This is a genomic window from Allobosea sp. GW821-FHT10B12, from assembly GCF_059415545.1.
The window spans coordinates 536,601-558,322 of sequence record NZ_JBWKNL010000001.1 but is presented as its reverse complement, the minus strand read 5'-3'; the positions used below and the strand labels follow the sequence as shown (position 1 = coordinate 558,322).

Below are 21,722 nucleotides of genomic sequence, written 5' to 3'. Positions count from 1 at the left end.
ATGCCAAGGATCGAGGCCGTCGACTTCTTTTATCTCGCCATGCCCGTCGTCACCGACGAGGCCGATGGCAGCCAGGATGCGCTGCTGGTCAGGGTCGCCGCCGGCGGCCAGGTCGGATGGGGCGAATGCGAGGCGGCGCCGCTGCCCTCCATCGCTGCCTTCATCTGCCCGATGTCGCACGGCGTCTGCCGCCCCGTCGCCGATTCCGTCATCGGCCAGAGGCTGGACGGACCGGAAGACATCGCCCGCATCGCCGCCGCGGTCGCCTACAACTCGATGGACCTGCTGCAGGCGCCGCATACCTTCTCCGGCGTCGAGATGGCCTTGTGGGACATCCTCGGCAAACTGCGCTCCGAGCCGGTCTGGCGCCTGCTCGGTTATCGCCAGAGCCATGCCAAGACGCCCTATGCCTCGGTGCTGTTCGGCGACACGCCGCAGGAGACGCTGGAGCGCGCCCGCGATGCCAGGGGGCGGAACTTCCGCGCTGCCAAGTTCGGCTGGGGACCGATCGGCCGCGGCAGCGTCGAAGCCGACGCCGAACATTTCGTCGCGGCGCGGGAGGGACTGGGGGCGGACGGGATTCTGCTGGTCGATACCGGCCAGATCTTCATCGAGGATGTCGAGCGCGCGGCGGCCCGGCTGCCGGCGATGGAGAAGGCCGATGTCCTCTGGTTCGAGGAGCCCTTTCACGCCAGCGCTCTCGAAGCCTATGGCGCGCTCGGCAGGCGCAGCGCCAAGGTGCGCCTCGCCGGCGGCGAAGGCGCCCACAACGAATCGATGGCGCGGCACCTGATCGACTATGGCGGCATCGGCTATGTCCAGATCGATTGCGGCCGGATCGGCGGTATCGGCCCGTCCAAGGCGGTGGCCGATTACGCGGTGGCGAGGGGCGTCACCTTCGTCAACCACACCTTCACCTCGCACCTGGCGCTGTCGGCCTCGCTGCAGCCCTATGCCGGGCTCGCCGAACACGAGATCTGCGAATATCCGGCGATGCCGAAGCCGCTCGCGACGGCGATCTCCGCCAATCATCTGGAGCGCGATGCACAGGGGCAGGTCGCCGCTCCGGATGCGCCGGGCCTCGGCATCGAGGTCGCGACCACCGCACTGCAAAGCTACCTTCAGGACGTCGAAATCTCGGTCCAGGGCAAGCGTCTCTACAGTACGCCGAGGCTTTGAAGAGAAACGCCGCGAGCCTGTGCCATGCGCGAGCTCGGCGAAGCGGATGACGCAGCACCGCCCGCATAAGGCTGAATTTCAGGGGGAAAGGTGGTACAGCCACCCCGGCTTGAACGGGGGACCTCTAGATCCACAATCTAGCGCTCTAACCAACTGAGCTATGGCTGCACGGCTTGCGCCTTGTGTCGCGGCGCTCGGAAGCGGTCCGGCGACGGCGCGGAACCTAGTGCCACGCCTCGCCGAATGCAACGGTGAAATGCATGCCGGCGCGCGGAAAACCGCGCCGGCTTTGAAATCAGCGGCGCGGCAGCTCCTGGCGGGCCGTGGCGGCGAGATCGCCGAGATGGGCCGCGAAGGATTCGTAGCTGCGGCGGAAGGCCTTGGCCTGGAGCGCGACCGCGTCGGCGGCGCTCTGCGTCCGCGCCAGAGTCTCGACCTCGACCAGGGTCGCCTTCAGCTCGGCGCAGGCGTGGTCGAGCACCTTGGCCTGAACCGCGCCGAAAGCACGCGTCAGCGCCAATGTCGGCTCGAGCCAGGCGGCCGCAGAGACAGCGACGGCGGCAGCCGGCTTCGGTGTTTCGACGGGCGTAGCGGCAGCAGGCACGATAGCGGCTGGGGCAGCCGCCGGCTTGGCGGCCTCGACGACCTTGACCGGAGCGGGAGCGGGCGTTGCCGCAACGGGAACCGCCGGCTTAGCTGCAACCGGCTCGACCTTGGCGAGAGCCGGCTGCGCCTTGACCGGCTCGGCGACGGCCTTGACCGGTGCAGGCGATGTGGCGGGAGCCGGCTTCGCAGCCGCAACCTTGGTTTCAGACTTCGCAGCAGGCGCGGCGACCTTGGCGGCCGACTTCGCGACCTTCGTCTTCTGCGGGGCGACGCGCTTGGCAGGCTCCGGCGCAAGCTTCGCAGTGGGCTTCGCGACGGCAACAGCGGCCGGCACGGCCTTCACGACAGGCTGGGAGGCAGGCTCGGGCTTGGCCTCGACCTTGGGCGCAGGCGCAGCCACGACCGGGGCGGCGGCGGGCTTCGCGTCGACAACCGGCTTGACCTCGGGGGCCTTGGCCGGAGCTGCCGGCGCGACCGGCTTCGGCTCGCTCAGCGCCTTGACCGGCGCGAGGCTGACCGGCGCCTTGCCGGGGGTAGTCTGCTTAGCCATCGGATCTCTCCTTCACGGTTGCGGCAGGGCCAACCTGCGCTATCGACGAAACCGGGCCTGGGCATGGCCCCGAGAGGCGGCTTCACCGCCTGGGGTCATGCATCTGGGCCCGGCCGCCACGTCGTGAAAGCCCGCTCCGCGCCCGCGGCGCGCCGGCTTCACTTCAGCTTGGTCGCCTTGGCGGCGGTCTCGGCGGTCTTCTTGGCGACATCCTGCACCGTCGCGCCGACTTCCTTGAGCTGCTCCTGCAGCGCGGCAACTTGCGCCTTCAGGAACTCGGACTGGTGCTGGAGCACCTCGTTCATGTCCTTGGACTTGACCAGCTTGTCGGCGAGGTCGAAAGCGGCCGCGATGTTGTTCTCGGCGTAGGACATCGCCTTCTTGGTCATGTCCTGGACGTTGACGCGGGCCGACTCGGCCGAGCCATGGGCGCTGTCGACGGCCTTCTGGGCAGCACCGATGAAACCGTCGAAGGCCTTGCGAGCCTGGTCGACGCTCTTCTCGGCGAACTCGCGCATCTCGGTGGGAACTTCGTAGGGAAGCTTGCCGTCCATCGTGGGTCCTCCTGCGACCGGGCCAGGCGTTCTCGCCGTCTCCGACGTCACGCCGCTATTGTGCACTGCAATATCATTATTGCAGTGCAATGACAACGCCGCCCCGGACCAGGCGGCCGAAGGCATATTAACGCTGTTTCGAAACGTCAGGGGAGAGGCAGGGTTCCCGCATGGATTCACCCTGCTCGCGCGGTTATTAAAGATTTGTTAGGCATATTCGCGCGGGCTGGAGTCGCCAGCAGGTTGAGCGGAGCGGTATGAGCGAATCCGGACGGGACTGGGACGGCATTGCCGGCGCGTTGGTGCAGGATCCCGCCTTTGCGGGCTTCGCTCGCGACGGCGCGCTTCTGCTCTGGCCGGCCGGCGGCGATGCGCCGGCCTTCGCCAATGCCGGCGGCCGCGCGTTGCTCGATGCCTTCGGCGGCGCGGCGAAGCTACCGGCGGCGACGCGCGAGCGCCTGCACCTCCTCGCCAGCGGGCTCGCCTCGCTGACTGCGCTACGGCTCGAACGATTGCGGCTCGGCGCGTCCCTGACCGGACTGGTGACTTGCGGCTGCAAGCGCGTCGAGACCGGTTCGGGCCCGGCGCTGGCCGTCGGCGTCACGGCCTCCGAGCTCCGGCGCCTCGGCATCACCGTGCCGAAGGAAGCGCCGGCGGCAGCGGCAGCGCCCTCCTCCCCTGCCGCGCCCGCGACGATCTCCGCCGACGCGGACGAACCGACCGAATCACCCGGGCAGCCGCGCCGCGCCAATCTGCGCTTCCTCTGGGAAAGCGACCTCAGTGGCACGCTGATCAGCCTGTCGCAGGACTTCGCCGGGCTGGTCGGCCAGCAAGCCGCGAACGCAACGCAAGGCCGGGACTGGCGCGCCTTGCTGGCGAGCGATGTCGTCGACCTCGAAGGTGACCTGGCCGAACGCCTCGCGACCTCCTCGACCTGGAGCGGCCGGACCGTGCTTTGGCGCGTTTCCGCTGGCGAAGGCGCCCGTGTCGAGCTTTCGGGCTTTCCCCTGTTCGACGGGGAGCGCAACCCCGCCGGCTTCCGCGGTTTCGGCCTGGCCCGTTCGCCTGCGAACGAGGCTTTTCCGGAGCGGGAGGTTCCGGAAGAGGACGCCATCGCGATAGCTCCACAGGCCGATGGCCCGGACACGGAGCCGGAAGCAGCCACGACCGAGCAGCCCCTGCCGGAGAGCGCTTCGGACGACGAATCCGACTCTGTCTCTGCTGAACCTGCCGAAGCCGTTTCCGCGGACGACAGCGCTGAAGCGGGGAGCTCGGCCGAGACGCCTGCACAGCTTGAAGCCCAGGACATTGCAGCCGAGCTCGGAGCTTCGGCCGACGATACCCCGGCAGAGCAGGTTGACGACAGCGGCGATACCCCGGAGGCCAGCGAGCCGCCGCAGCCGGCCCCTGCGGTTCCGCACGCCAATGTCGTGCCGCTGCGCAACGGCCATCTCGCCTCCGTCCGCCCGGTGCTCGAACCGTCCAAGACCCTGCTCTCCTCGGCCGAGCGCAGTGCCTTCCGCGAGATCGCCAAGGCACTCGGCGCCCGCATCGCCGGGGAGGAGAACGAGCCCGGCGAACCGCGCTTGCCGGTCGCCGCACCGCTGCGCGTCCGCGACAAGGAAGCGACGGCGACGGAGAATGCGTCCGCTCCGTCTCCAGCGACAGCGCCCTCGCCGGCAGCCGCGACAGTCGAAGCGCGGCCGCGCGTCGCCAACGCCCATGCCGAGATTCTCGACCGGCTGCCGATCGCGGTACTGGTCAATCGCGACGAGGCGGCGCTCTACGCCAACCGCACCCTGCTCGATCTGCTCGACTATGCCGATCTCGACGATCTCACCGCGGCTGGCGGCGTCAGCAAGCTGATCAAGGGCGCGAGCCGCAGCGCCGGCGGGGCGATGATCCTGGTCGACCGCAAGGGCGGGCTGATCAGCGTCGACGGCCGGCTCTCCAGCGTGAGCTGGCAGGGCGAGCCCGCGACCCTGATGGCCTTCCGCAACAGCGTGCCGGGCGGCGACCTCAAGATGCTGACGCCCGAGGAGGCGGAGGAGCAGGAGCTCGCGGCCGAGTTCGAGGCGGAAGAAGAAGAGGCGTCCGCCCGCGTCGAGCTGCTCAGGATGGAGGGGCAGGCGAACGAAGCCCGCGTCTCCGAGCTCGCGGCCATGCTCGACACCGCGACCGACGGCGTCGTCACCGTTGACGGGCGCGGGCGGATCCTCGCGCTCAACAAGAGCGCCGAGGCACTGTTCGGCTACGACCAGCGCGAGGTCGCCGGCGAGCTCTTCACCCTGCTGTTCGCGCCGGAGAGCCATTCGCCGGCGCTCGACTACCTCGACGGGCTGATCGGCGGCGGCGTCGCCTCGCTGATGAATGATGGCCGCGAGGTCATCGGGCGCGTGCGCCAGGGCGGGCGCATCCCGCTATTCATGACCATGGGCCGTATCGCCGAGGGACCGGACAGCAAGTTCTGCGCGGTGCTGCGCGACATCACCGCCTGGAAGAAGACCGAGGGCGAACTGGTCGAGGCGCGCAAGGCGGCCGAGAAGGCGAGCGCGCAGAAATCCGACGTGCTCGCCAAGATCAGTCATGAGATCCGGACGCCGCTCAACGCCATCATCGGCTTCGCCGAGGTAATGGCCGAGGAGCGCTTCGGCCCGATCGAGAATGAGCGCTACAAGGAGTATCTGCGCGACATCCACCTGTCGGGCGGCTATGTCATCAGCCTGGTCAACGACCTGCTCGACCTCGCCAAGATCGAGGCCGGCAAGCTCGATCTCGACTTCGGCAGCGTCAACCTGAACGAGATCGCGCTCTCGGCGGTCAACCTGCTGCAGCCGGAAGCGCAGCGCGGCCGCGTCGTGCTGCGCTCCGGCCTCGCGCCGAAGCTGCCGCCGGTCGTCGCCGACGAGCGCTCGCTACGCCAGATCGTGATCAACCTGCTCTCGAACGCGGTGAAGTTCACCGATGCCGGCGGGCAGGTGATCGTCTCGACCGCACTCGGCGACCAGGGCGAGGCGATCCTGCGGGTACGCGACACCGGCATCGGCATGGACGATGACGAGATCAAGCTGGCGCTGGAGCCGTTCCGGCAGGTGCCGACGACCCGCAGATCCGGCGGCACCGGCCTCGGCCTGCCGCTCACCAAGGCGCTGGTCGAGGCAAACCGGGCGGCGCTGACCATCACCAGCGTCAAGAAGGAAGGCACGCTGGTCGAGGTCACCTTCCCGCCGCAGCGGGTGCTGGCGAGCTGACGGCGCAGGGCGGCTGAGCACGCCGCTCGAAGCCGACAGAAGCGGAATCTTAAGGAAAAACACCGCACATCTTCCCAGGATGCCGTGGGCAGATGTCCGGGAGATGCGGCCGCTGTCCGCACGGCTCTGCGGCGCCGGCGCATTCCCAGGCAACCAGCGAGCATCGAACTCGTGCGGTTACCCGATGTCGAAGCATCACAGCCTCAGCTACCGGTTCTGGGCGGCTCTCGCGGTGATCCTCGGCTGCTCCGTGGTTCTCGGCGCGATCCTGATCTCGACCTATTATCGCGAATTGCAGGCGACCCGGCTCAGCGAGGCGCGGCTCGAACGCTTCCAGCTGGTCATGCGCGCCGTGAACCGGCTCTCGGCGGAACGTGGCCCGGTCAACAGCGTGCTCGGCGAGGAGCCGAGCGCCGACAGTCCGTCGCGCAAGCGGCTGATTACCTTCCGGGCGAACACCGACACGGCCTTGGACCGGTTAGCCCCGATCGCCGGGTTCTCGCAGCCGCTGGCGCAGGCGCGCCGATCGCTCGCGCATGCCCGGCAGCTGGCCGACACCCTCGACCGTCAGCCCTTGCGAACCCGCAGCCCGCAGGAGTTCCACAACGTCGTCCTGGCCATGTTCGCGGCCGTCGACACCGCGCAATCGTTGGTGGACGCTGCAATCGGCGACTTCAACGCCACGGAATCAGCTCATCTGATCGGAACCGCGCTGGTCGCCCGGATGCTGAGCGACGTCCGCGAGCAGGTCGGGCGCATGGGCTCCAATTTCGTCGCCTCGATCGCAGCACGCACGCCGATCAGCCCCGAGCAGCGCACGGCGCACGATATCGCCTATGGCCGGGTGCTCGGCTTCTGGCAGCTGGTCGAACAGCAGATCGCCACCGGCTCCGATCCGCAGATCCAGGCGATGTGCCGGGCAGTCGCCGAGGACTTCTTCGGCAAGGGCATGGCGATCTATCGCGAGCTGCTCGCCACCGGCCAGGATGGCCGCTACGCCTTCGACACGATCACCTTCACCAACCAGATCGTGCCGACCTTCGCCTCGATGGAGCGGCTGCGCGACATGTATCTCGATGCCGCCATGGCGAAGGTGAAGGCCGATGGCGCGCAGGCCCGGCGGCTCCTGATCATCATCAGCGCGGTCACTCTGGTCGCCCTGCTCCTCGAGCTCGCTCTCGTGGTCGCCAGCCAGACATTGCTGTTCCGCCCATTGCTCTCGGCGCGCGACGCGATCATGGCGCTCGCCGCCGGCAAAACCGGGCAATCCTATGACGCTCCGCGGGCACGAGGAGAAATCCGCAGCCTCTTCAAGGCCCTCGACACATTGCGGGTCAAGCTGATCGAACGCGACGCCCTCGACCGGGAAAAGCTGAAGCTGACCGCCCAATTGCGGCAACTGGCGGAAACCGACGGGCTGACGGGCATCCTCAACCGCGGCGCCCTGGAACAACGCGCCGCGAGCATGCTGGCTGCACTCCCGCCGCAGCAGTCCTTGCCGTTGATCCTGCTCGACATCGACCATTTCAAGAGCATCAACGATCGCTACGGCCACGTCGCCGGCGACGAGGTGCTGAAGGAAACGGCGCGCCGACTGCAGGCCGCCTTGCGGCCGGCGGACATCATCGCCCGTTTCGGCGGCGAAGAGTTCGCGATCCTGCTGCCGGATCCAGGGCTGCCGCCAAGCCAGATCGCGGAGCGCCTGCGCAGCACGTTCCTCGCCTCGCCCTTCACGCTCGATACGGGGGCAACCCTGTCGGTGACCGCGAGCTTCGGCGTCGCTGCGATGGCCTCGGCCGCAGGCAGCTGGTCAGACCTGGTCGAGGCCGCCGACCAGGCGCTCTACGAGGCCAAGGCGGCCGGTCGCAACCGGGTGGTCGCGCGGACGGCCGCCTGAATGATGCGCGGATGCCCCGACAGCGGCGCGCTATAGCAGCGTGCCGCTCAGGATCAGCAGGGCGATGCTGAAGTAGATCGCCAGACCAGAGACGTCGACCAGCGTCGCGACGAAGGGTGCCGAGGCGCTGGCCGGGTCGAAACCGAGGCGCGTCATGATGAAGGGCAGCATCGAGCCGGTCAGCGAGCCGAAGGTGACGATGCCGAGCAGCGCCGCGCCGACCGTCGCAGCCACAAGCAGCCAGTGCTCGCCGTAGTCGTAGAAGCCGAGCTTCTGCCAGGCCACGACACGGACAACCCCGATCGCACCGAGAATGGCGCCGAGCGTCAGCCCGGTCGGCAGCTCGCGCAACGCCACCCGCCACCAGTCGCGGACCGCCAGCTCGCGCAAGGCGAGCGCGCGGATGATCAGCGAGGTCGCCTGCGAGCCGGAATTGCCGCCCGAGCTCATGATCAGCGGGATGAACAGGGTAAGCACGATCGCCTTCTCGAGCGCCCCCTCATAATGCTGCAGCACGGACGCGGTCAGCATCTCGCCGATCAGCAGCACGCTGAGCCAGCCGGCGCGCTTGCGGATCATGGTGAGGAAGCCGATCTGGTTATAGGGCTCGCCGAGCGCCTCCATGCCGCCGAGCTTGTGGACGTCCTCGGTGGTCTCGTCGACCATCGCGTCGATGACGTCGTCGACGGTGACGATGCCAAGGATATGCCGGCCTTCATCGACCACCGGCACGGCGAGCAGATTGTACTTGGCGATCAGCCGCGCCACGTCCTCGCGATCGGTCGTGGGCGAAACGCTGATCGGCTCGCGCCGGCCGGCCGCCGAGCCGACGAGCGCCTCGGGATCACCCGAGATCAGCCGGCGCAGCGCCACGGCCTGCTGCAGGGTCTGCGTCGACGGGTCGAGCACGTAGATCGCATAGACGGTCTCGCGGGTGCGCTCGACGGTGCGCACATGCTCGAGCGTCTGCGCCACGCTCCAGTCGGCCGGGACGCTGACGAACTCGGTGGTCATGATCGCGCCGGCGCTGTGCTCGGGATAGGCGAGCAGCGAGGCGAGCGCGGCCTTGGTCTCGCGGTCGAGCCGCGCGACGAAGCGATGCCGCTCCGGCTCGGAGAGGTCATTGCGGAAGATGTCGGCGATCCGGTCGGACGACATCCCCTGGATGAAGCCGACGGCGCGATCGAGCGGCAGCGCCTTCAGGATGGCCCCGGGCTCATGCAGCTCGGGCTGGTCGAGGACATCGATCGCCCGCCCCTTGGGCAGGTTCAGCAGGATGTCCGCGGCATAAGCAGGCTCATGCTCGTTGAGCCGCTCGACGATGTCGGCGACGTGCGTACGCGCCAGCGTTGCGGCAAGAGCCCCGGCCGGGAGCTCGACGGCAGGCAGGATTTCGGTGACAGCGGCGTTCATGGCTCGCTTCCTTCTGGGTTGGCCGTCGAGCGGCCAAACCAGGGCGAGCCTGCCGGTTAAGGATCAGGCGCCCGGGCGAGCCGAGGACGGCAAGGACTGTCGACTGGGACTGTCGCTTGGCATGGGGATCGTGGGTTCCTGTGGAGTCGCCGGCCGGGCCGCAGCGCGGATCGGCGAACGAGGGCGCACATGCGCCCCCGCACCGCATTCGTCAACCCCTTCGAGCATCGCGGCTTCCTTGTGCACGACGCGGCGGGCGAAGCCGCGCATTGGCGGCCGGCAGCACAGGCTCTAGAGTTTCGGCATCTGTCCCGACGAGTGAGCCAGCCGCCATGGATTTTGCCCTGACCGAGGAGGAAGAGCTCATCCGCGAAAGCGCGCGCAAGCTCGCCACCGAGCGGCTGGCGCCGCTGGCGGAGCGGCTCGACCGCGGCGAAGGCCGGCCGGAGTTCCTCGCCAACCTGAAGCTGCTGGCCGAGAACGGCTTCATGGCGCTCAACGTCAAGGGACTGTTCGGCGGAACCGAAGCCGGCACCGTCGCCTTCGCCCTGACGCTGGAAGAACTCGCCGCCGCCTGCGCCTCGACGGCGGTCACGACCTCGGTGACCAACATGGTCGGCGAAGTGATCCAGGCCGTCGGCAACGAAGATCAGAAAGAGACCTATCTGCCGAAACTGGCTGACGGCACCTATCCGGCCGGCGCCTTCTGCCTGACCGAGGCCGGAGCGGGCTCCGACCCGGCAGGCATGAAGCTGCGCGCCCGGCGCGACGGCGATGCTTACATTCTCGACGGCCAGAAGATCTTCATCACCTCCGGCGAATATGCCGGGCTCTTCGTGGTCTGGGGCGTGACCAACCCAGATGCGCCGAAGGGCAAGGGCATCTCGGTCTTCCTGGTGCCGGCCGATACACCCGGGGTCAGCATCGGCAAGGCCGAAAAGAAGATGGGCCAGACCGGCTCGGCGACGAACACGATCCATTTCGACGGGGCGCGCATCCCTGCCGCCAATCTGATGGGCAAGGAGAATGACGGCTTTCGCGTCGCGGTCGGCGAACTCGCCGGCGGGCGCATCGGCGTCGCCGCAGTCTCGCTCGGCATCGCCCGCGCCGCGATGGACGCGGCCAAATCCTATGCCCGCGAGCGCAAGCAGTTCGGCCAGGCGATCTCCGAGTTCCAGGGCCTGCAGTGGATGATCGCCGACCGCGAGCTCGACCTGCACGCGGCGCGCCTGCTGATCCTCGACGCGGCAGCGAAGAAGGATCGCGGCGAGCCCTTCGCCAAGGAAGCCTCGATGGCAAAGCTCTTCGCCTCGGAAGCGGCGCATCGCTGCACCGACACGGCGATCCAGATCCATGGCGGCGCCGGCTATTGCCGCGACTTCCCGGTCGAGCGCTATGCGCGTGATGCCCGCATCACCCGGATCTACGAAGGCACCTCCGAGATTCAGCGCCTGATCATCGCGCGCGAGACCTTGCGTCAACTCGGCTGAGCTTCCTAGATCATCGCGCGTCTGAACAGACGCGGTCACGATGATCTAGCACATTGTTATCGCATCGGATTTATCCGAAAAGTGGATTCCACTTTTCGGTCCGATGCTATAGAATTTCCTTCTCCGCATCCGCCGGATTCGGAGCCCCTTCCCGTTCGCCGGAATCCCGCTGATGTCCCTGACCATCTATGGCTGCTATCGCTCGCGCGCGACCCGCAATGTCTGGCTCGCCAACGAGCTCGGCATCACCTTCAAGCATGTGCCGGTGATCCAGGTCTATCGCCTGCCCGATCCCAATGCCCCGGGCGCGCCGATCCACACGCGCAGCGCCGAGTTCATGGCGGTCAACCCGAACGGCCATGTTCCTTCGATCGACGATGATGGGTTCGTCATGCACGAGTCGCTGGCGATCAACCTCTATCTCGCCCGCAAGCATGGCGGGCCGGTCGCGCCGAAGGACGTCCAGGAGGAAGGGCTCGCCGCGATGTGGGCGCTCTGGGCCGCGACCGAGTGCGAGACCAACGCGCTCAACCTGACCTACCATCTCGCCGCCTATCCGCCGGAGAAGCGCGACCCCGCCATCGTCAGCAAGGCGCTCGAGGCACTGGCGGCCCCGTTCGCCGTGCTTGACAAGGCGCTGGCCGAGGGCGGCGGCTATGTCATGGGCGGGCGCTTCACGGTCGCCGACATCAACACCGCCGAGGTCATCCGCTACGCCAAGCCGGCGACGCAGCTCTTCAACGCCGCGCCGAACGTCAAGGCCTGGCTCGACAAGCTGCACCAGCGCCAGGGCTTCAAGGCGATGTGGGCGGCGCGCGAATCCGAGCCGGCCTGAAGCCCATTCGCGGAAATCGGGTGGCCGGGAACGTCCCGGCTGCCTACTGACGCAGGATGACCCGCCCTGCGAGGACAGATTGCGCCATGACACAGCCGACCTCCGCCGCCTCGCTGCGCATGGGCCCGACCGAGTGGCTCCTGCTCGTCGTCCTGTCGGTCCTGTGGGGCGGGTCGTTCTTCTTCAACAAGCTCACCGTGGCGGAGTGGCCGCCCTTCGCGGTGGTGCAGGTGCGCGTCGGGCTGGCGGCGCTCTCGCTTCTCCTTGTGGTGCGGATCACCGGACAGTCCATGGCGGTCGGGCGCAGCATCTGGCTCGCCTTCTTCGGGATGGGCATCCTCAACAACCTGATCCCGTTCAGCCTGTTTCTCTGGGGCCAGCAGCAGATCGCCAGCGGCCTCGCCTCGATCCTGAATGCGACGACGCCGATCTTCGCCGTTCTGGTGATGCATTGCTTCGACAATGAGAAGGCGACCGGTCTGAAGCTCGGCGGTGTGCTGGCCGGTCTCGTCGGCGTCGGCATCCTGATGGGCCCTGATGCGCTCGGCGGTCTCGGCTCCAATCTGGCGGCGCAGCTCGCCTGCGTCCTCGCCGCAGTGTCCTATGCCTTCTCCGGCTTGTTCGGACGCCGCTTCCGCGGCCTGCCGCCGCTCGTCGCCGCGACCGGCCAGCTCAGCGCCTCGACGGTGATGATCATCCCGATCGTCTTCGTCCTGCACCCGCCCTGGACGCTGCCGATGCCCTCGCAGCAGGCGATCCTGGCGGCGATCGGCCTGGCGCTGATCTCGACCGCGCTCGCCTACATCATCTTCTTCCGGATCATGCGCACCGCGGGTCCGAGCAATGTCATGCTCGTGACCTTCCTGATCCCGGTCAGCGCCATCCTGCTCGGCTCCGGCCTGCTGGGCGAAGAACTGCTGCCGCGCCATTTCGCCGGGATGGCGGCGATCTTCGTCGGGCTTGCCCTGATCGATGGCCGCGTCGCCGGGCTGTGGAGCGCCAAGCGCGCGGACGCCCCGACGGCTTGACCGGGCGCGGACGGGCGCGCACAAACCCTGAAAGATCAATTCATTGCGGCATCGCCCAATGCGGCGGCGGCGTTCCCTCTGTGGACGCCGCCGTCATGTTTGCGAGCTTTGTTGCCAAAAAATTATGAATTGCTCTAGGGTCGCAAAACTGGCGATAGGCGCTAAAGGGCATAACTGAAACAGCTGGCAGATATCACAAAAAGCGATACGCCAGAGGGGAGCGCGACAACCATGGATTTGCGGCAACTGCGATGTTTCATCGCGGTGGCGGAAGAGCTGCACTTCGGCCGGGCGGCCGAGCGGCTCGGCCTCGCACCACCGGCCCTTTCACGCCAGATCAGCGCGCTCGAGGACGAGCTCGGCGTCAGCCTCCTGACCCGTACCACAAGGCAGGTCGCGCTCACCCGCGCCGGCTTGATCATGCTCGAAGAGGCAAAGGCCATTCTGGTCAGGATGGAGCGCGCCTCCCGCTCGGTGCGCGAAGCGTCGCTGGCCTCCAGCAAGGTGCTGCGGGTCGGCGCGATCGACGCGGCCTCGTCGAGTTTCGTGCCGGAGGCGCTCGTCACGTTCCGCTCCCGCCATCCCGGCATCGAGATCAAGTTCGTCGAGGCGATGACCGCGCCGCTGGTGCAGATGCTGGAGGCCGGCAAGCTCGACCTTGCTCTGCTGCGCCCGCCGCGCAAGCCGACCGACTGCGCCTTCGAGATCCTGCGTGTCGAGCGGCCAATCGTGGTGCTGAGCGAGAGCCACCCGCTCGCGGCGCGCGAGCACCTGACCATGCAGGACCTCGTCGGCGAGCCTTTCGTGGTGCCCTCGAAGCGCATCCGCCCCTTCGCCTACGACCTCGTCATGGCCTATTTCGAGAGCGTCGGCGCGGTCCCCAACGTCACCATCGAGGCGACCGAGAAACCGGCGATGATGTCGGCGGTCGCAGCCGGGCTCGGCATGGCGCTGGCGCCGGACTGGGTCTCGCGACTGAGCTTTCCCGGCGTCACCATGCGGCGCCTGCGCGGCGCGCTGCTCGATCCGCCGCCGCCCGGCGCCCTCGTCGGCGTCGCCTGGCGGCCGCACCAGAAGCTCGCGGCCCGTGATGACTTCCTCGCCATCCTGCGCGAGAGCGTGACCCTGATCGACGATGGCAACGTCCTGCCGTTCAGCGTAACCGGGCGCGGCAGGAAATCTGCCGCGCGCACAGCAACCATCCGAGCCGGAGGACATTGATGAGTCTGAACAAGATCGAGGCTGCGCGAGGTTGGCGCATCCGCTCGACACAGGACCTAGCCGCCGGCCTATTCATGATCGCGCTGGCCGGGCTGGCGCTGTTCCTGTCCCGCGACCTGCCGACCGGGACATTGCGCCAGATCGGCCCGGGGATGCTGCCGAAGAGCTTTGCGGTGATCTGCGCCGGGCTCGGCGCTCTGCTCGCCTTCAACTCGCTGCGCTACAATGGCGAGAAACTCTCCGGCTGGTCCTGGCGCGGGGTGTTCTTCGTGCTCGGCGCGGCGGTGGTCTTCGGCCTGACGATCCGCGGCTTCGAGGTCGGCCCGCTCAAGGTGCCGCAGCTCGGCATGCTGGTCTCCGGCCCGCTCGTCGTGATCATCTCCGGCCTCGCCGCCGAGGATGTGAAGCTCAAGGAACTCCTGATCTTCGCCACCGCCATGACAATCGGCTGCGCCCTCCTGTTCAAATACGCGCTGGGTCTGCCGATCCCGCTGGCGCCCTGGCTGCTGGGAATCTGATCCATGAGTGAAATGTTCGCCCATCTCTCGCTGGGCTTCGGCGTCGCGCTGACGCTGAAGAACATCGCGCTCTGCTTCACCGGCTGTCTGGTGGGAACGCTGATCGGCGTGCTGCCCGGCGTCGGCCCGATCGCCACCATCGCCATGCTGCTGCCGATCACCTTCGGGCTCGATCCGGTCGGCGCGCTGATCATGCTCGCCGGCATCTATTACGGCGCGCAGTATGGCGGCTCGACCACGGCGATCCTGGTCAACATCCCCGGCGAGGCGACCTCGGTCGTGACCACGCTCGACGGCCACCAGATGGCCAAGCAGGGCCGCGCCGGCGTCGCGCTCGGCACGGCAGCGCTCGGCTCCTTCTTCGCCGGCACGATCGCGACCATGGTCATCGCCGCGCTCGGCGCGCCGCTGACCCGGCTCGCCTTGTTGTTCGGCCCGGCCGAATACTTCTCGCTGATGGTGATGGGCCTGTGCTTCGCCGTCGTGCTGGCGCGCGGCTCGATCCTCAAGGCCTTCTGCATGATCATGCTGGGCCTGCTGCTCTCGACCGTCGGCACCGACCTCGAGACCGGCCAGGAGCGCATGACCTTCGGCTTCCCGCCACTCTCGGACGGCATCGACTTCGCCGTGCTGGCGATGGGCGTGTTCGGCTTCGCCGAGGTGCTGCGCAATCTGGAGAACCCGGAGACACGCGACGTCGTGCGCACCAAGATCGGCCGGCTTCTGCCGAATTGGGACGACATCAAGCAGTCGATCGCACCTGTGCTGCGCGGCACCACAGTCGGCGCCATTCTCGGCATCCTGCCCGGCAACGGCGCGGTGCTCGGCCCGTTCGCCAGCTATACGATCGAGAAGAAGATCGCCAAGGATCCCTCGCGCTTCGGCAAGGGCGCGATCGAGGGCGTTGCCGGCCCCGAGGCCGCCAACAACGCCGGCGCGCAGACAGCCTTCATCCCGCTGCTCACCCTCGGCATCCCGCCGAATGCGGTGATGGCGCTGATGGTCGGCGCGATGACCATCCACGGCATCATCCCCGGTCCGCAGGTCATGACCAAGAACCCCGATTTGTTCTGGGGCATGATCGCCTCGATGTGGATCGGCAACCTGATGCTGCTGATCATCAACCTGCCGCTGGTCGGCGTCTGGGTGAAGCTGCTGCAGGTGCCCTACCGCCTGATGTTCCCGGCGATCCTGATCTTCTGCTCGATCGGCATCTACTCGGTGAACAACCAGCCCGTCGACGTCGCCTTCACCGCGCTGTTCGGCCTGTTCGGCTACCTGCTGATCAAGCTCGGCTTCGAGCCGGCTCCGATGCTGCTCGGCTTCGTGCTCGGCAAGCTGATGGAGGAGAAGCTGCGTCAGGCGCTGATCATTTCGCGCGGCTCGTTCATGACCTTCATCGAGCGGCCGATCTCGGCCGGCCTGCTGCTGGTCGCCGTCGCGATCCTCGTCATCGCGCTGCTACCGTCGATGTCGAAGAAACGCGAAGAGGTCTTCACCGAATGACGGGGTTGTCACTCGACCCCGTTTCCCCATCTTCAGATTATTGCGTCAGGGAGGATTACCGATGAAGAAGCTTGTCCTCGGTCTCGCCGCGGCGGTCGCGCTCGCGCTGCCGGCTCAGGCCCAGTCCAAATATCCGGAGCGGCCGATCACCATGATCGTGCCCTTCGCTGCCGGCGGCCCGACCGACATCATCGCCCGCATCGTCAGCGAGAACATGTCGAAGACGCTCGGCCAGCAGATCGTGGTCGAGAACGTCGCCGGCGCCGGCGGCACCACCGGCATCGCGCGCGCGGTCTCGGCTGCGCCGGACGGCTACACCATCGCGATGGGGCATCTGGGCACCTTCTCGGCGGCGCCGGCCACCTATCCCGGCCTGAAATACGACCCGATCAACGGCATGACGACGATCGGCCTCGCCGGCGGCACGCCGATCCTGATCGTCGCCAAGAAGGCCTTCGCGCCGAAGGACCTCAAGGAGTTCGTCACCTATGTGAAGGCGAACGCCGACAAGGTGAACGAGGCCCATGCCGGCGTCGGCTCGGTGTCGTGGACGACCTGCACCCTGCTGAAGGGTCAGCTCGGGGTGCCGAAGCTGAACTCGGTCGCCTATCGCGGCACCGGCCCGGCGCTGAACGACCTCGTCTCCGGACAGGTCGACTTCATGTGCGACCAGATCGTCAGCGTCGCCGAGCAGATCAAGGCCGGCACGATCAAGGCTTATGCGGTCGCCTCGGCGGAGCGTTCGCCCGCTTTGCCGGATGTGCCCACCACCAAGGAAGCCGGGCTGCCCGAATACCAGATCGAGGCCTGGAACGGCATCGCCGCGCCGAAGGGCCTGCCGAAGGAGGCCGTCGACAAGCTGGTCGATGCGCTCGACAAGGCGCTGAACGACGAGACCGTCAAGAAGCGCCTGCTCGACCTCGGCACCGTGCTGCCGACCAAGGAAGAGCGCACCCCGGCCGGCTTCGCTGCCCTGATCAAGCGTGACGCGGACAAGCTTTCGCCGGTGCTCGCCGCTGCGCCGAAGCAGTAAGCGCCAATCGCATGCACCTATGGACGGCGGGCCTCGTGCCCGCCGTTTTCTTTTGCGCAGCTCGCTCTACGATGCGGCATGCATCGCATCGCCCTGCCCCTCTCCCCGCTCACCGTCGAGGCATTTGCTCCCTATGGCCGCGTCCTGTCTCCCTCGGGAGCACGCGACACCGGCCGCGAGGGTTACGACATCTGGATCCAGCCCTTTGCCGCCGAAAGCCGGCCGCGGCTGCAGATCGTGCGCTACCATGCTCGTCCGTTCGTCGTCGCCCTGATCGAGCGCCATCTCCACGTCACCGAGGCACGCCAGCCGCTCGGCGGCCCGCCCGCCATCATCGTGGTCGCCGAGCCGTCGGAGCTGCCGCCGGCGCCCGAGGCTCTGCGGGCTTTCCGGCTCGACGGCCAAGGCGTGCTGTTCCACCGCGGCACCTGGCACGCGATCGACGCCTATCCCGAGCGCGGAAGCCATGCCGACTTCCTCTTCCTGTCGGAGGAGGCGACGGTGAACGAGCTGTTCGACAACCCCGGGCGGGCGCCCGAGCGCACGCAGGTCCACGATTTTCGCAGCGCTGGGATCGAGCTCGTGATCGATGTCAACAGCTTGATTGAAAAGACAGTTTTGTAGCAGCCGTTCACAACCGTTCACAGCTCGTGACCGCCCTTACGGAACCCTGACCGGCAGGTATCCGTTCCTTCTGCCGAGGTTTCCCCTCTGGAAGGAGAACGGACATGTTCAAGAAGCTTGCTCTCGTTACCGCCCTCGCCGTGGTTCCGGCCGCTGCGTTCGCTCAGAATCCCGAAGGCGCCCAGGGTGGCGCGGCCAGTGGCATCGTCGGCGGTGCGACCGCGGGTGCCGTTGGCGGCGCCGTAGTGGGTGGCCCGGTCGGCGCAGTCGTCGGCGGCGTCGGCGGCGCAGTGGTCGGTGGCTTCACCGGAGCTGTGATCGGCGACAACACCCCGCGCTTCCGCCAGTATGTCGTCGAGCAGCGCGTCCCCTCCTACGCTTATGCCGAGCCTGTCGCCGTCGGCACCGTGCTGCCGCAGCAGGGCGTGGTCTATCGGGAGGTGCCGGCCGAGTTCGGCGAGCGCGCCAGCGGCTATCGCTACACGGTGGTGAACAACCGGGCCGTGCTGGTCGAGCCGCAGACCCGCCGCGTGGTCCAGATCATCGAGTGACGCGCAAGTCGCTCGATCGGAGCAGGCCCGCCCCGGCAACGGGGCGGGCCTTTTTCTCGCCCTCATGAGCGCCGGAGCGCCAGTCCGACACCGCTCAGCGTCAGGGCGAATGCAATGAGCTGCCGCATCCCCACGGCGTCTCCCAGCAGCGGGACGGCCGACAATGTTCCGACGATCGGAACGATCAGCATGCCGGTCGCGGCGACGGAAGCGGGCAGACGCCTGAGTGCGGCGAACCAGGTCAGATAGCACAGGGCCATCGGGCCAATTGCCATATAGGCCAGGCCGCAGAGCCCCTGACTCGACAGCGCGAGGACATCCGGCTGCTCCAGCAACAGGCCGAGCACCGCCATGGGCAGGCAGCCGAGAGCGACCTGCCATGCCGTCGACACGGCAAAAGGCATCGGGATGGGCCTGCGGGCCGTGACCGTGCCGAGGGCGAACAGGATCGCGGCCGCGAGCGCGAACAGGATGCCCGGCACCTTGTCGGCGGCGAGATCCGGACCACCCATCAGCACGCAGACGCCCGTGATGCCCAGCGCCAGTGCCAGCAGGCTGCGGCGGTCGGGCCGCTCGCCGAGCCAAGGCCAGGCGATCAGCATCGCCCAGATCGGCATGGAATAGGCGATCAGCGCCCCTTCCGAGACCTTGAGCCAGTTCAGCGACAGCGCCGTGAAACCCATCCAGGCAAAGACGTTGATCCCGGCGGCGAGGGCGAGGCGCGGCCAGGCCTCGCGCGGCACGGAGAAGCGTTCGCCCCGGAGCAAGGCTATCGCGACCAGGCCCATGGCGCCGAGCAGCCCGGCTACGCCCCGCGCGAAAAGGGGCGGCCAATCCTGGAGAACGAATTTGAGGACGGACCAGTTCAGCCCCCAGCCAACCGCCGTGACCAGAAGAAGGAGGTGGCCGAACTGCTGATCGGCGACCTCGGGTGCCACTGCCGGGCTGCTCACGGCCCGCCGCTCAGCGATGCCCGGCCTTGAGGGCCTGGTCGAGATCGGCGTAGAGGTCGTCGACATCCTCGATGCCGGTCGAGAGGCGCAGCAGGTCGGGCGGGCAAGGCGAGCCGGCGCCCTCGATCGAGGCGCGGTGCTCGATCAGGCTCTCGACCCCGCCGAGCGAGGTGGCGCGCTTGTAGAGCTCGACATGAGCCGCTGTGGCAACCGCCGCCGCCTCGCCGCCGATCACCTGGACCGAGAGCATGAAGCCGAAGCCGCCGTCCATCTGGCGGGCGGCGATGTCGTGGCCAGGATGCTGCGGCAGGCCGGGATAGAGCACGCGCGAGACCAGCGGATGGGCTGAGAGCTTTTGCGCCAGCGCCATGGCCGAGGCCGACTGGCGCTCCTGCCGGAGATGGAGCGTGCGCATGCCGCGCATCAGGAGATAGGCCTCGAACGGGCCGAGGATGCCGCCCTGGCCCTTGCGCACGGTCTTGATCCGAGCCCAGAACGCGTCGTCCTCGCGGGCGCAGAGCGCGCCGGCGACGACGTCGGAATGGCCGTTCAGCACCTTGGTCGCGGCATGCATGACGATGTCGGCGCCGAGCGTCAGCGGCCTTGTGTGCACCGGCGAGGCGCAGGTCGAATCGACCGCGAGCTTCGCGCCGGCGGCGTGGGCGATCTCAGCGACCGCAGCGATGTCGGTGATGGTCCAGAGCGGATTGGACGGCGTCTCGGCCCAGACCAGCTTGGTGACGCCGGGCTTCACCGCGTCCTTGAGCCTGGCGAGGTCGTCGGTCTCGACGAAGTCGATCTTCAGGCCCCAGCGCGTCGCCTCGGTCAAAAGCCAGGCGCGCAGGGCCCAGTACATCACCTTGGAGGCGACGACGTGGTCGCCGGGCGAGAGCGCCTGGAACACCGCGGTCGCCGCGGCCATGCCGGAGCCGAACAGCAGGGCGCCGGCCCTGGCCTCCTCGAGCATGGCGAGCACGGCTTGCGCTTCATGCACCGTCTCATTGTCGGGCCGGCCATAGATGAAGCCCGAGGAATAGGCGTTGTCCTCGTCGCGGATATAGGTGGTCGAGACATGGATCGGCGGCACAACCGCCTTGGTCAGCGGATCGATCTTGCCCAGCGCCTGCGCGGCGAGTGAGCGTTTGGTCCAATTGTTCGGGCGCATGATCGCTTTCCGATGCCCGCCAGACCCAGCCCATCCCGGTCCTCGCATTGCGGCTCGCAATCATCCTCATCGAAAACGCGTGGCGAGTTTCGCGCAATTTCGCTATGAGGTGACGAATTCAGGCGCAATTCGAGGCATGCATGATGAAAACAGTCGAGCTCGACAGTTTCGATCATGCGCTGCTGAGGGAAGTGCAGGTCGACAACCAGACGCCCGCGCGCATCCTGGCGGAGCGGGTCGGGCTGTCTCAGAGCGCAGTGCTACGGCGGCTGCGCCGTCTGCGCGCCGAACGGATCATCACCGCCGATGTGTCGATCGTCAGCCCCGAAATCCTCGGCGTGCCCGTCACGGTGCACGTGCTCGTCTCAATCGATCGAGGCTCGCGGACCTTCGGGGATTTCTCTCAGAAGCTTCAGGCCCGTCCGGAGGTCAAACAGGCCTCCTATGTGACGGGAGGAGCCGATTTCGTTCTGCATCTGCAGGTCGAGAGCATGGCAGCCTACGCCGCCTTTGCACGCGAAGTCTTCCACGACGATCCGAACGTGTCGGAGTACCACACCTATATCGCGATGCGTGAAGTGGTCGGTCCGACGTCGAAACGATAGCAAATCTGCAAGGAGCCCCGGATCGCCGCGCGTCCTTTCGGACGCACGCTGGCAACCCACCAGGGCCCTTTCCTGCGACCTAGCGCGTGCCGAACATCCGGTCGCCGGCGTCGCCGAGGCCCGGCACGATATAGCCGTGATCGTTGAGGCGCTCATCGATCGCCGCGGTCCAGATCCGGACGTCCGGATGGGAATCGCGCATGCGGGCGATGCCTTCCGGCGCCGCCAGCAGGCAGACGAAGCGCAGATCCTTGGCGCCGCGCTCCTTCAGCCGATCGACCGCCGCCACCGCCGAGTTCGCCGTCGCCAGCATCGGGTCCATCACCACGATCATGCGGTCGGCGATGTCGGAGGGCGCCTTGAAGTAGTATTCGACCGCCTGCAGCGTCTGCGGATCGCGATACAGGCCGATATGGGCGACACGGGCGGCGGGCACGAGCTCGAGCATGCCGTCGAGGAAGCCGACGCCGGCGCGCAGGATCGGCGCGAAGACCAGCTTCTTGCCGGAGATCACCGGCTGCATCGACTTCTGCAGCGGCGTCTCGATCTCGATCATCTCGGTCGGCAGGTCGCGCGTGACCTCGTAGCAGAGCAGCATGCCGATCTCGTTGAGGAGCTGGCGGAAGCTCTTGGTCGAGCGGTCCTTCTCGCGCATCAGCGTCAGCTTGTGCTGCACCAGCGGATGGTCGACGACGGTGACGCCGTTCACGCTCGTGGTCATGTAGCCCTGATCCCCTTCGTCT

Annotated in this window: 19 protein-coding genes and 1 tRNA gene; 13 read left to right on the top strand and 7 right to left on the bottom strand. The window is 67.6% G+C overall.

Going from position 1 to position 21,722, the window contains the following annotated elements; translation table 11 throughout:
- A complete protein-coding gene (locus tag AC07O0_RS02680; RefSeq protein WP_494619798.1) occupies nucleotides 1-1,179 on the top strand; it encodes a mandelate racemase/muconate lactonizing enzyme family protein in 1,179 nt (392 codons plus the stop codon).
- Nucleotides 1,180-1,270: 91 nt separating this feature from the next.
- Here AC07O0_RS02680 and AC07O0_RS02675 read toward each other — a convergent pair.
- From AC07O0_RS02675 to AC07O0_RS02665, 3 genes are all read right to left on the bottom strand, one after another.
- Nucleotides 1,271-1,347 (bottom strand) — tRNA-His (locus AC07O0_RS02675).
- 127 nt (nucleotides 1,348-1,474) lie between these two features.
- Nucleotides 1,475-2,335 carry a hypothetical protein gene (locus tag AC07O0_RS02670; protein WP_494619797.1) on the bottom strand — a complete coding sequence of 287 codons (861 nt, stop codon included), beginning with the start codon at nucleotides 2,333-2,335 and terminating at the stop codon, nucleotides 1,475-1,477.
- 158 nt (nucleotides 2,336-2,493) lie between these two features.
- Nucleotides 2,494-2,889 (bottom strand): phasin, encoded by a 396-nt coding sequence (locus AC07O0_RS02665; RefSeq protein ID WP_454026338.1) that lies wholly within the window; start codon nucleotides 2,887-2,889, stop codon nucleotides 2,494-2,496.
- Between the two features lie 257 nt (nucleotides 2,890-3,146).
- On the opposite strand from AC07O0_RS02665, the gene AC07O0_RS02660 reads away from it, so the two are divergent.
- Both AC07O0_RS02660 and AC07O0_RS02655 read left to right on the top strand, forming a co-directional pair.
- Entirely contained in the window at nucleotides 3,147-6,140 is a 2,994-nt protein-coding gene (locus AC07O0_RS02660; RefSeq protein WP_494619795.1) for an ATP-binding protein, read from the top strand.
- Between the two features lie 184 nt (nucleotides 6,141-6,324).
- Complete coding sequence (locus AC07O0_RS02655; RefSeq protein ID WP_494619793.1) at nucleotides 6,325-8,037, top strand: GGDEF domain-containing protein; 1,713 nt, start codon at nucleotides 6,325-6,327, stop codon at nucleotides 8,035-8,037.
- A 30-nt stretch (nucleotides 8,038-8,067) separates the two neighbouring features.
- On the opposite strand, the gene mgtE is transcribed toward AC07O0_RS02655, so the two are convergent.
- Nucleotides 8,068-9,450, bottom strand: coding sequence for a magnesium transporter (gene mgtE, locus AC07O0_RS02650; protein ID WP_494619791.1), 1,383 nt, complete (start codon nucleotides 9,448-9,450; stop codon nucleotides 8,068-8,070).
- A 332-nt stretch (nucleotides 9,451-9,782) separates the two neighbouring features.
- On the opposite strand from mgtE, the gene AC07O0_RS02645 reads away from it, so the two are divergent.
- From AC07O0_RS02645 to AC07O0_RS02605, 9 genes are all read left to right on the top strand, one after another.
- Complete coding sequence (locus tag AC07O0_RS02645) at nucleotides 9,783-10,940, top strand: acyl-CoA dehydrogenase family protein (protein WP_494619790.1); 1,158 nt, start codon at nucleotides 9,783-9,785, stop codon at nucleotides 10,938-10,940.
- A gap of 172 nt (nucleotides 10,941-11,112) precedes the next feature.
- Complete coding sequence (locus AC07O0_RS02640) at nucleotides 11,113-11,775, top strand: glutathione S-transferase family protein (RefSeq protein WP_494619788.1); 663 nt, start codon at nucleotides 11,113-11,115, stop codon at nucleotides 11,773-11,775.
- 86 nt (nucleotides 11,776-11,861) lie between these two features.
- Nucleotides 11,862-12,803 carry a DMT family transporter gene (locus AC07O0_RS02635; protein WP_494619787.1) on the top strand — a complete coding sequence of 314 codons (942 nt, stop codon included), beginning with the start codon at nucleotides 11,862-11,864 and terminating at the stop codon, nucleotides 12,801-12,803.
- Nucleotides 12,804-13,034: 231 nt separating this feature from the next.
- Complete coding sequence (locus AC07O0_RS02630) at nucleotides 13,035-14,024, top strand: LysR family transcriptional regulator (RefSeq protein WP_494619785.1); 990 nt, start codon at nucleotides 13,035-13,037, stop codon at nucleotides 14,022-14,024.
- Nucleotides 14,024-14,542, top strand: coding sequence for a tripartite tricarboxylate transporter TctB family protein (locus tag AC07O0_RS02625; protein WP_494619784.1), 519 nt, complete (start codon nucleotides 14,024-14,026; stop codon nucleotides 14,540-14,542). Before AC07O0_RS02630 ends, AC07O0_RS02625 begins: the two co-directional genes overlap by 1 nt.
- Nucleotides 14,543-14,545: 3 nt before the next feature.
- Nucleotides 14,546-16,048 carry a tripartite tricarboxylate transporter permease gene (locus AC07O0_RS02620; RefSeq protein ID WP_494619782.1) on the top strand — a complete coding sequence of 501 codons (1,503 nt, stop codon included), beginning with the start codon at nucleotides 14,546-14,548 and terminating at the stop codon, nucleotides 16,046-16,048.
- Between the two features lie 61 nt (nucleotides 16,049-16,109).
- Nucleotides 16,110-17,081, top strand: coding sequence for a tripartite tricarboxylate transporter substrate-binding protein (locus tag AC07O0_RS02615; RefSeq protein WP_494619781.1), 972 nt, complete (start codon nucleotides 16,110-16,112; stop codon nucleotides 17,079-17,081).
- 78 nt (nucleotides 17,082-17,159) lie between these two features.
- Complete coding sequence (locus tag AC07O0_RS02610; protein ID WP_494619780.1) at nucleotides 17,160-17,705, top strand: ureidoglycolate lyase; 546 nt, start codon at nucleotides 17,160-17,162, stop codon at nucleotides 17,703-17,705.
- Between the two features lie 104 nt (nucleotides 17,706-17,809).
- Complete coding sequence (locus AC07O0_RS02605; RefSeq protein WP_494619778.1) at nucleotides 17,810-18,256, top strand: DUF1236 domain-containing protein; 447 nt, start codon at nucleotides 17,810-17,812, stop codon at nucleotides 18,254-18,256.
- 62 nt (nucleotides 18,257-18,318) lie between these two features.
- On the opposite strand, the gene AC07O0_RS02600 is transcribed toward AC07O0_RS02605, so the two are convergent.
- The gene (locus AC07O0_RS02600; protein WP_494619776.1) at nucleotides 18,319-19,209 is read right to left on the bottom strand and encodes a DMT family transporter; all 891 of its coding nucleotides are present in this window, start codon (nucleotides 19,207-19,209) and stop codon (nucleotides 18,319-18,321) included.
- Between the two features lie 10 nt (nucleotides 19,210-19,219).
- Nucleotides 19,220-20,374, bottom strand: coding sequence for a trans-sulfuration enzyme family protein (locus AC07O0_RS02595; protein WP_494619775.1), 1,155 nt, complete (start codon nucleotides 20,372-20,374; stop codon nucleotides 19,220-19,222).
- A gap of 140 nt (nucleotides 20,375-20,514) precedes the next feature.
- Here AC07O0_RS02595 and AC07O0_RS02590 point away from each other — a divergent pair, with 140 nt between their 5' ends.
- Nucleotides 20,515-20,979, top strand: coding sequence for an Lrp/AsnC family transcriptional regulator (locus AC07O0_RS02590; protein ID WP_494619773.1), 465 nt, complete (start codon nucleotides 20,515-20,517; stop codon nucleotides 20,977-20,979).
- A gap of 79 nt (nucleotides 20,980-21,058) precedes the next feature.
- Here AC07O0_RS02590 and upp read toward each other — a convergent pair whose 3' ends face one another.
- Nucleotides 21,059-21,700 (bottom strand): uracil phosphoribosyltransferase, encoded by a 642-nt coding sequence (gene upp / locus AC07O0_RS02585; RefSeq protein WP_454026354.1) that lies wholly within the window; start codon nucleotides 21,698-21,700, stop codon nucleotides 21,059-21,061.
- Nucleotides 21,701-21,722: the final 22 nt, after the last annotated feature.

Excerpts from the sequence above, each read along its gene's own strand:
- AC07O0_RS02680 (WP_494619798.1), top strand. The coding sequence starts at position 1 with ATGCCAAGGATCGAGGCCGTCGACTTCTTTTATCTCGCCATGCCCGTC.
- AC07O0_RS02670 (WP_494619797.1), bottom strand. The coding sequence starts at position 2,335 with ATGGCTAAGCAGACTACCCCCGGCAAGGCGCCGGTCAGCCTCGCGCCG.
- AC07O0_RS02665 (WP_454026338.1), bottom strand. The coding sequence starts at position 2,889 with ATGGACGGCAAGCTTCCCTACGAAGTTCCCACCGAGATGCGCGAGTTC.
- AC07O0_RS02660 (WP_494619795.1), top strand. The coding sequence starts at position 3,147 with ATGAGCGAATCCGGACGGGACTGGGACGGCATTGCCGGCGCGTTGGTG.
- AC07O0_RS02655 (WP_494619793.1), top strand. The coding sequence starts at position 6,325 with ATGTCGAAGCATCACAGCCTCAGCTACCGGTTCTGGGCGGCTCTCGCG.
- mgtE (WP_494619791.1), bottom strand. The coding sequence starts at position 9,450 with ATGAACGCCGCTGTCACCGAAATCCTGCCTGCCGTCGAGCTCCCGGCC.
- AC07O0_RS02645 (WP_494619790.1), top strand. The coding sequence starts at position 9,783 with ATGGATTTTGCCCTGACCGAGGAGGAAGAGCTCATCCGCGAAAGCGCG.
- AC07O0_RS02640 (WP_494619788.1), top strand. The coding sequence starts at position 11,113 with ATGTCCCTGACCATCTATGGCTGCTATCGCTCGCGCGCGACCCGCAAT.
- AC07O0_RS02635 (WP_494619787.1), top strand. The coding sequence starts at position 11,862 with ATGACACAGCCGACCTCCGCCGCCTCGCTGCGCATGGGCCCGACCGAG.
- AC07O0_RS02630 (WP_494619785.1), top strand. The coding sequence starts at position 13,035 with ATGGATTTGCGGCAACTGCGATGTTTCATCGCGGTGGCGGAAGAGCTG.
- AC07O0_RS02625 (WP_494619784.1), top strand. The coding sequence starts at position 14,024 with ATGAGTCTGAACAAGATCGAGGCTGCGCGAGGTTGGCGCATCCGCTCG.
- AC07O0_RS02620 (WP_494619782.1), top strand. The coding sequence starts at position 14,546 with ATGAGTGAAATGTTCGCCCATCTCTCGCTGGGCTTCGGCGTCGCGCTG.
- AC07O0_RS02615 (WP_494619781.1), top strand. The coding sequence starts at position 16,110 with ATGAAGAAGCTTGTCCTCGGTCTCGCCGCGGCGGTCGCGCTCGCGCTG.
- AC07O0_RS02610 (WP_494619780.1), top strand. The coding sequence starts at position 17,160 with ATGCATCGCATCGCCCTGCCCCTCTCCCCGCTCACCGTCGAGGCATTT.
- AC07O0_RS02605 (WP_494619778.1), top strand. The coding sequence starts at position 17,810 with ATGTTCAAGAAGCTTGCTCTCGTTACCGCCCTCGCCGTGGTTCCGGCC.
- AC07O0_RS02595 (WP_494619775.1), bottom strand. The coding sequence starts at position 20,374 with ATGCGCCCGAACAATTGGACCAAACGCTCACTCGCCGCGCAGGCGCTG.
- AC07O0_RS02590 (WP_494619773.1), top strand. The coding sequence starts at position 20,515 with ATGATGAAAACAGTCGAGCTCGACAGTTTCGATCATGCGCTGCTGAGG.
- upp (WP_454026354.1), bottom strand. The coding sequence starts at position 21,700 with ATGACCACGAGCGTGAACGGCGTCACCGTCGTCGACCATCCGCTGGTG.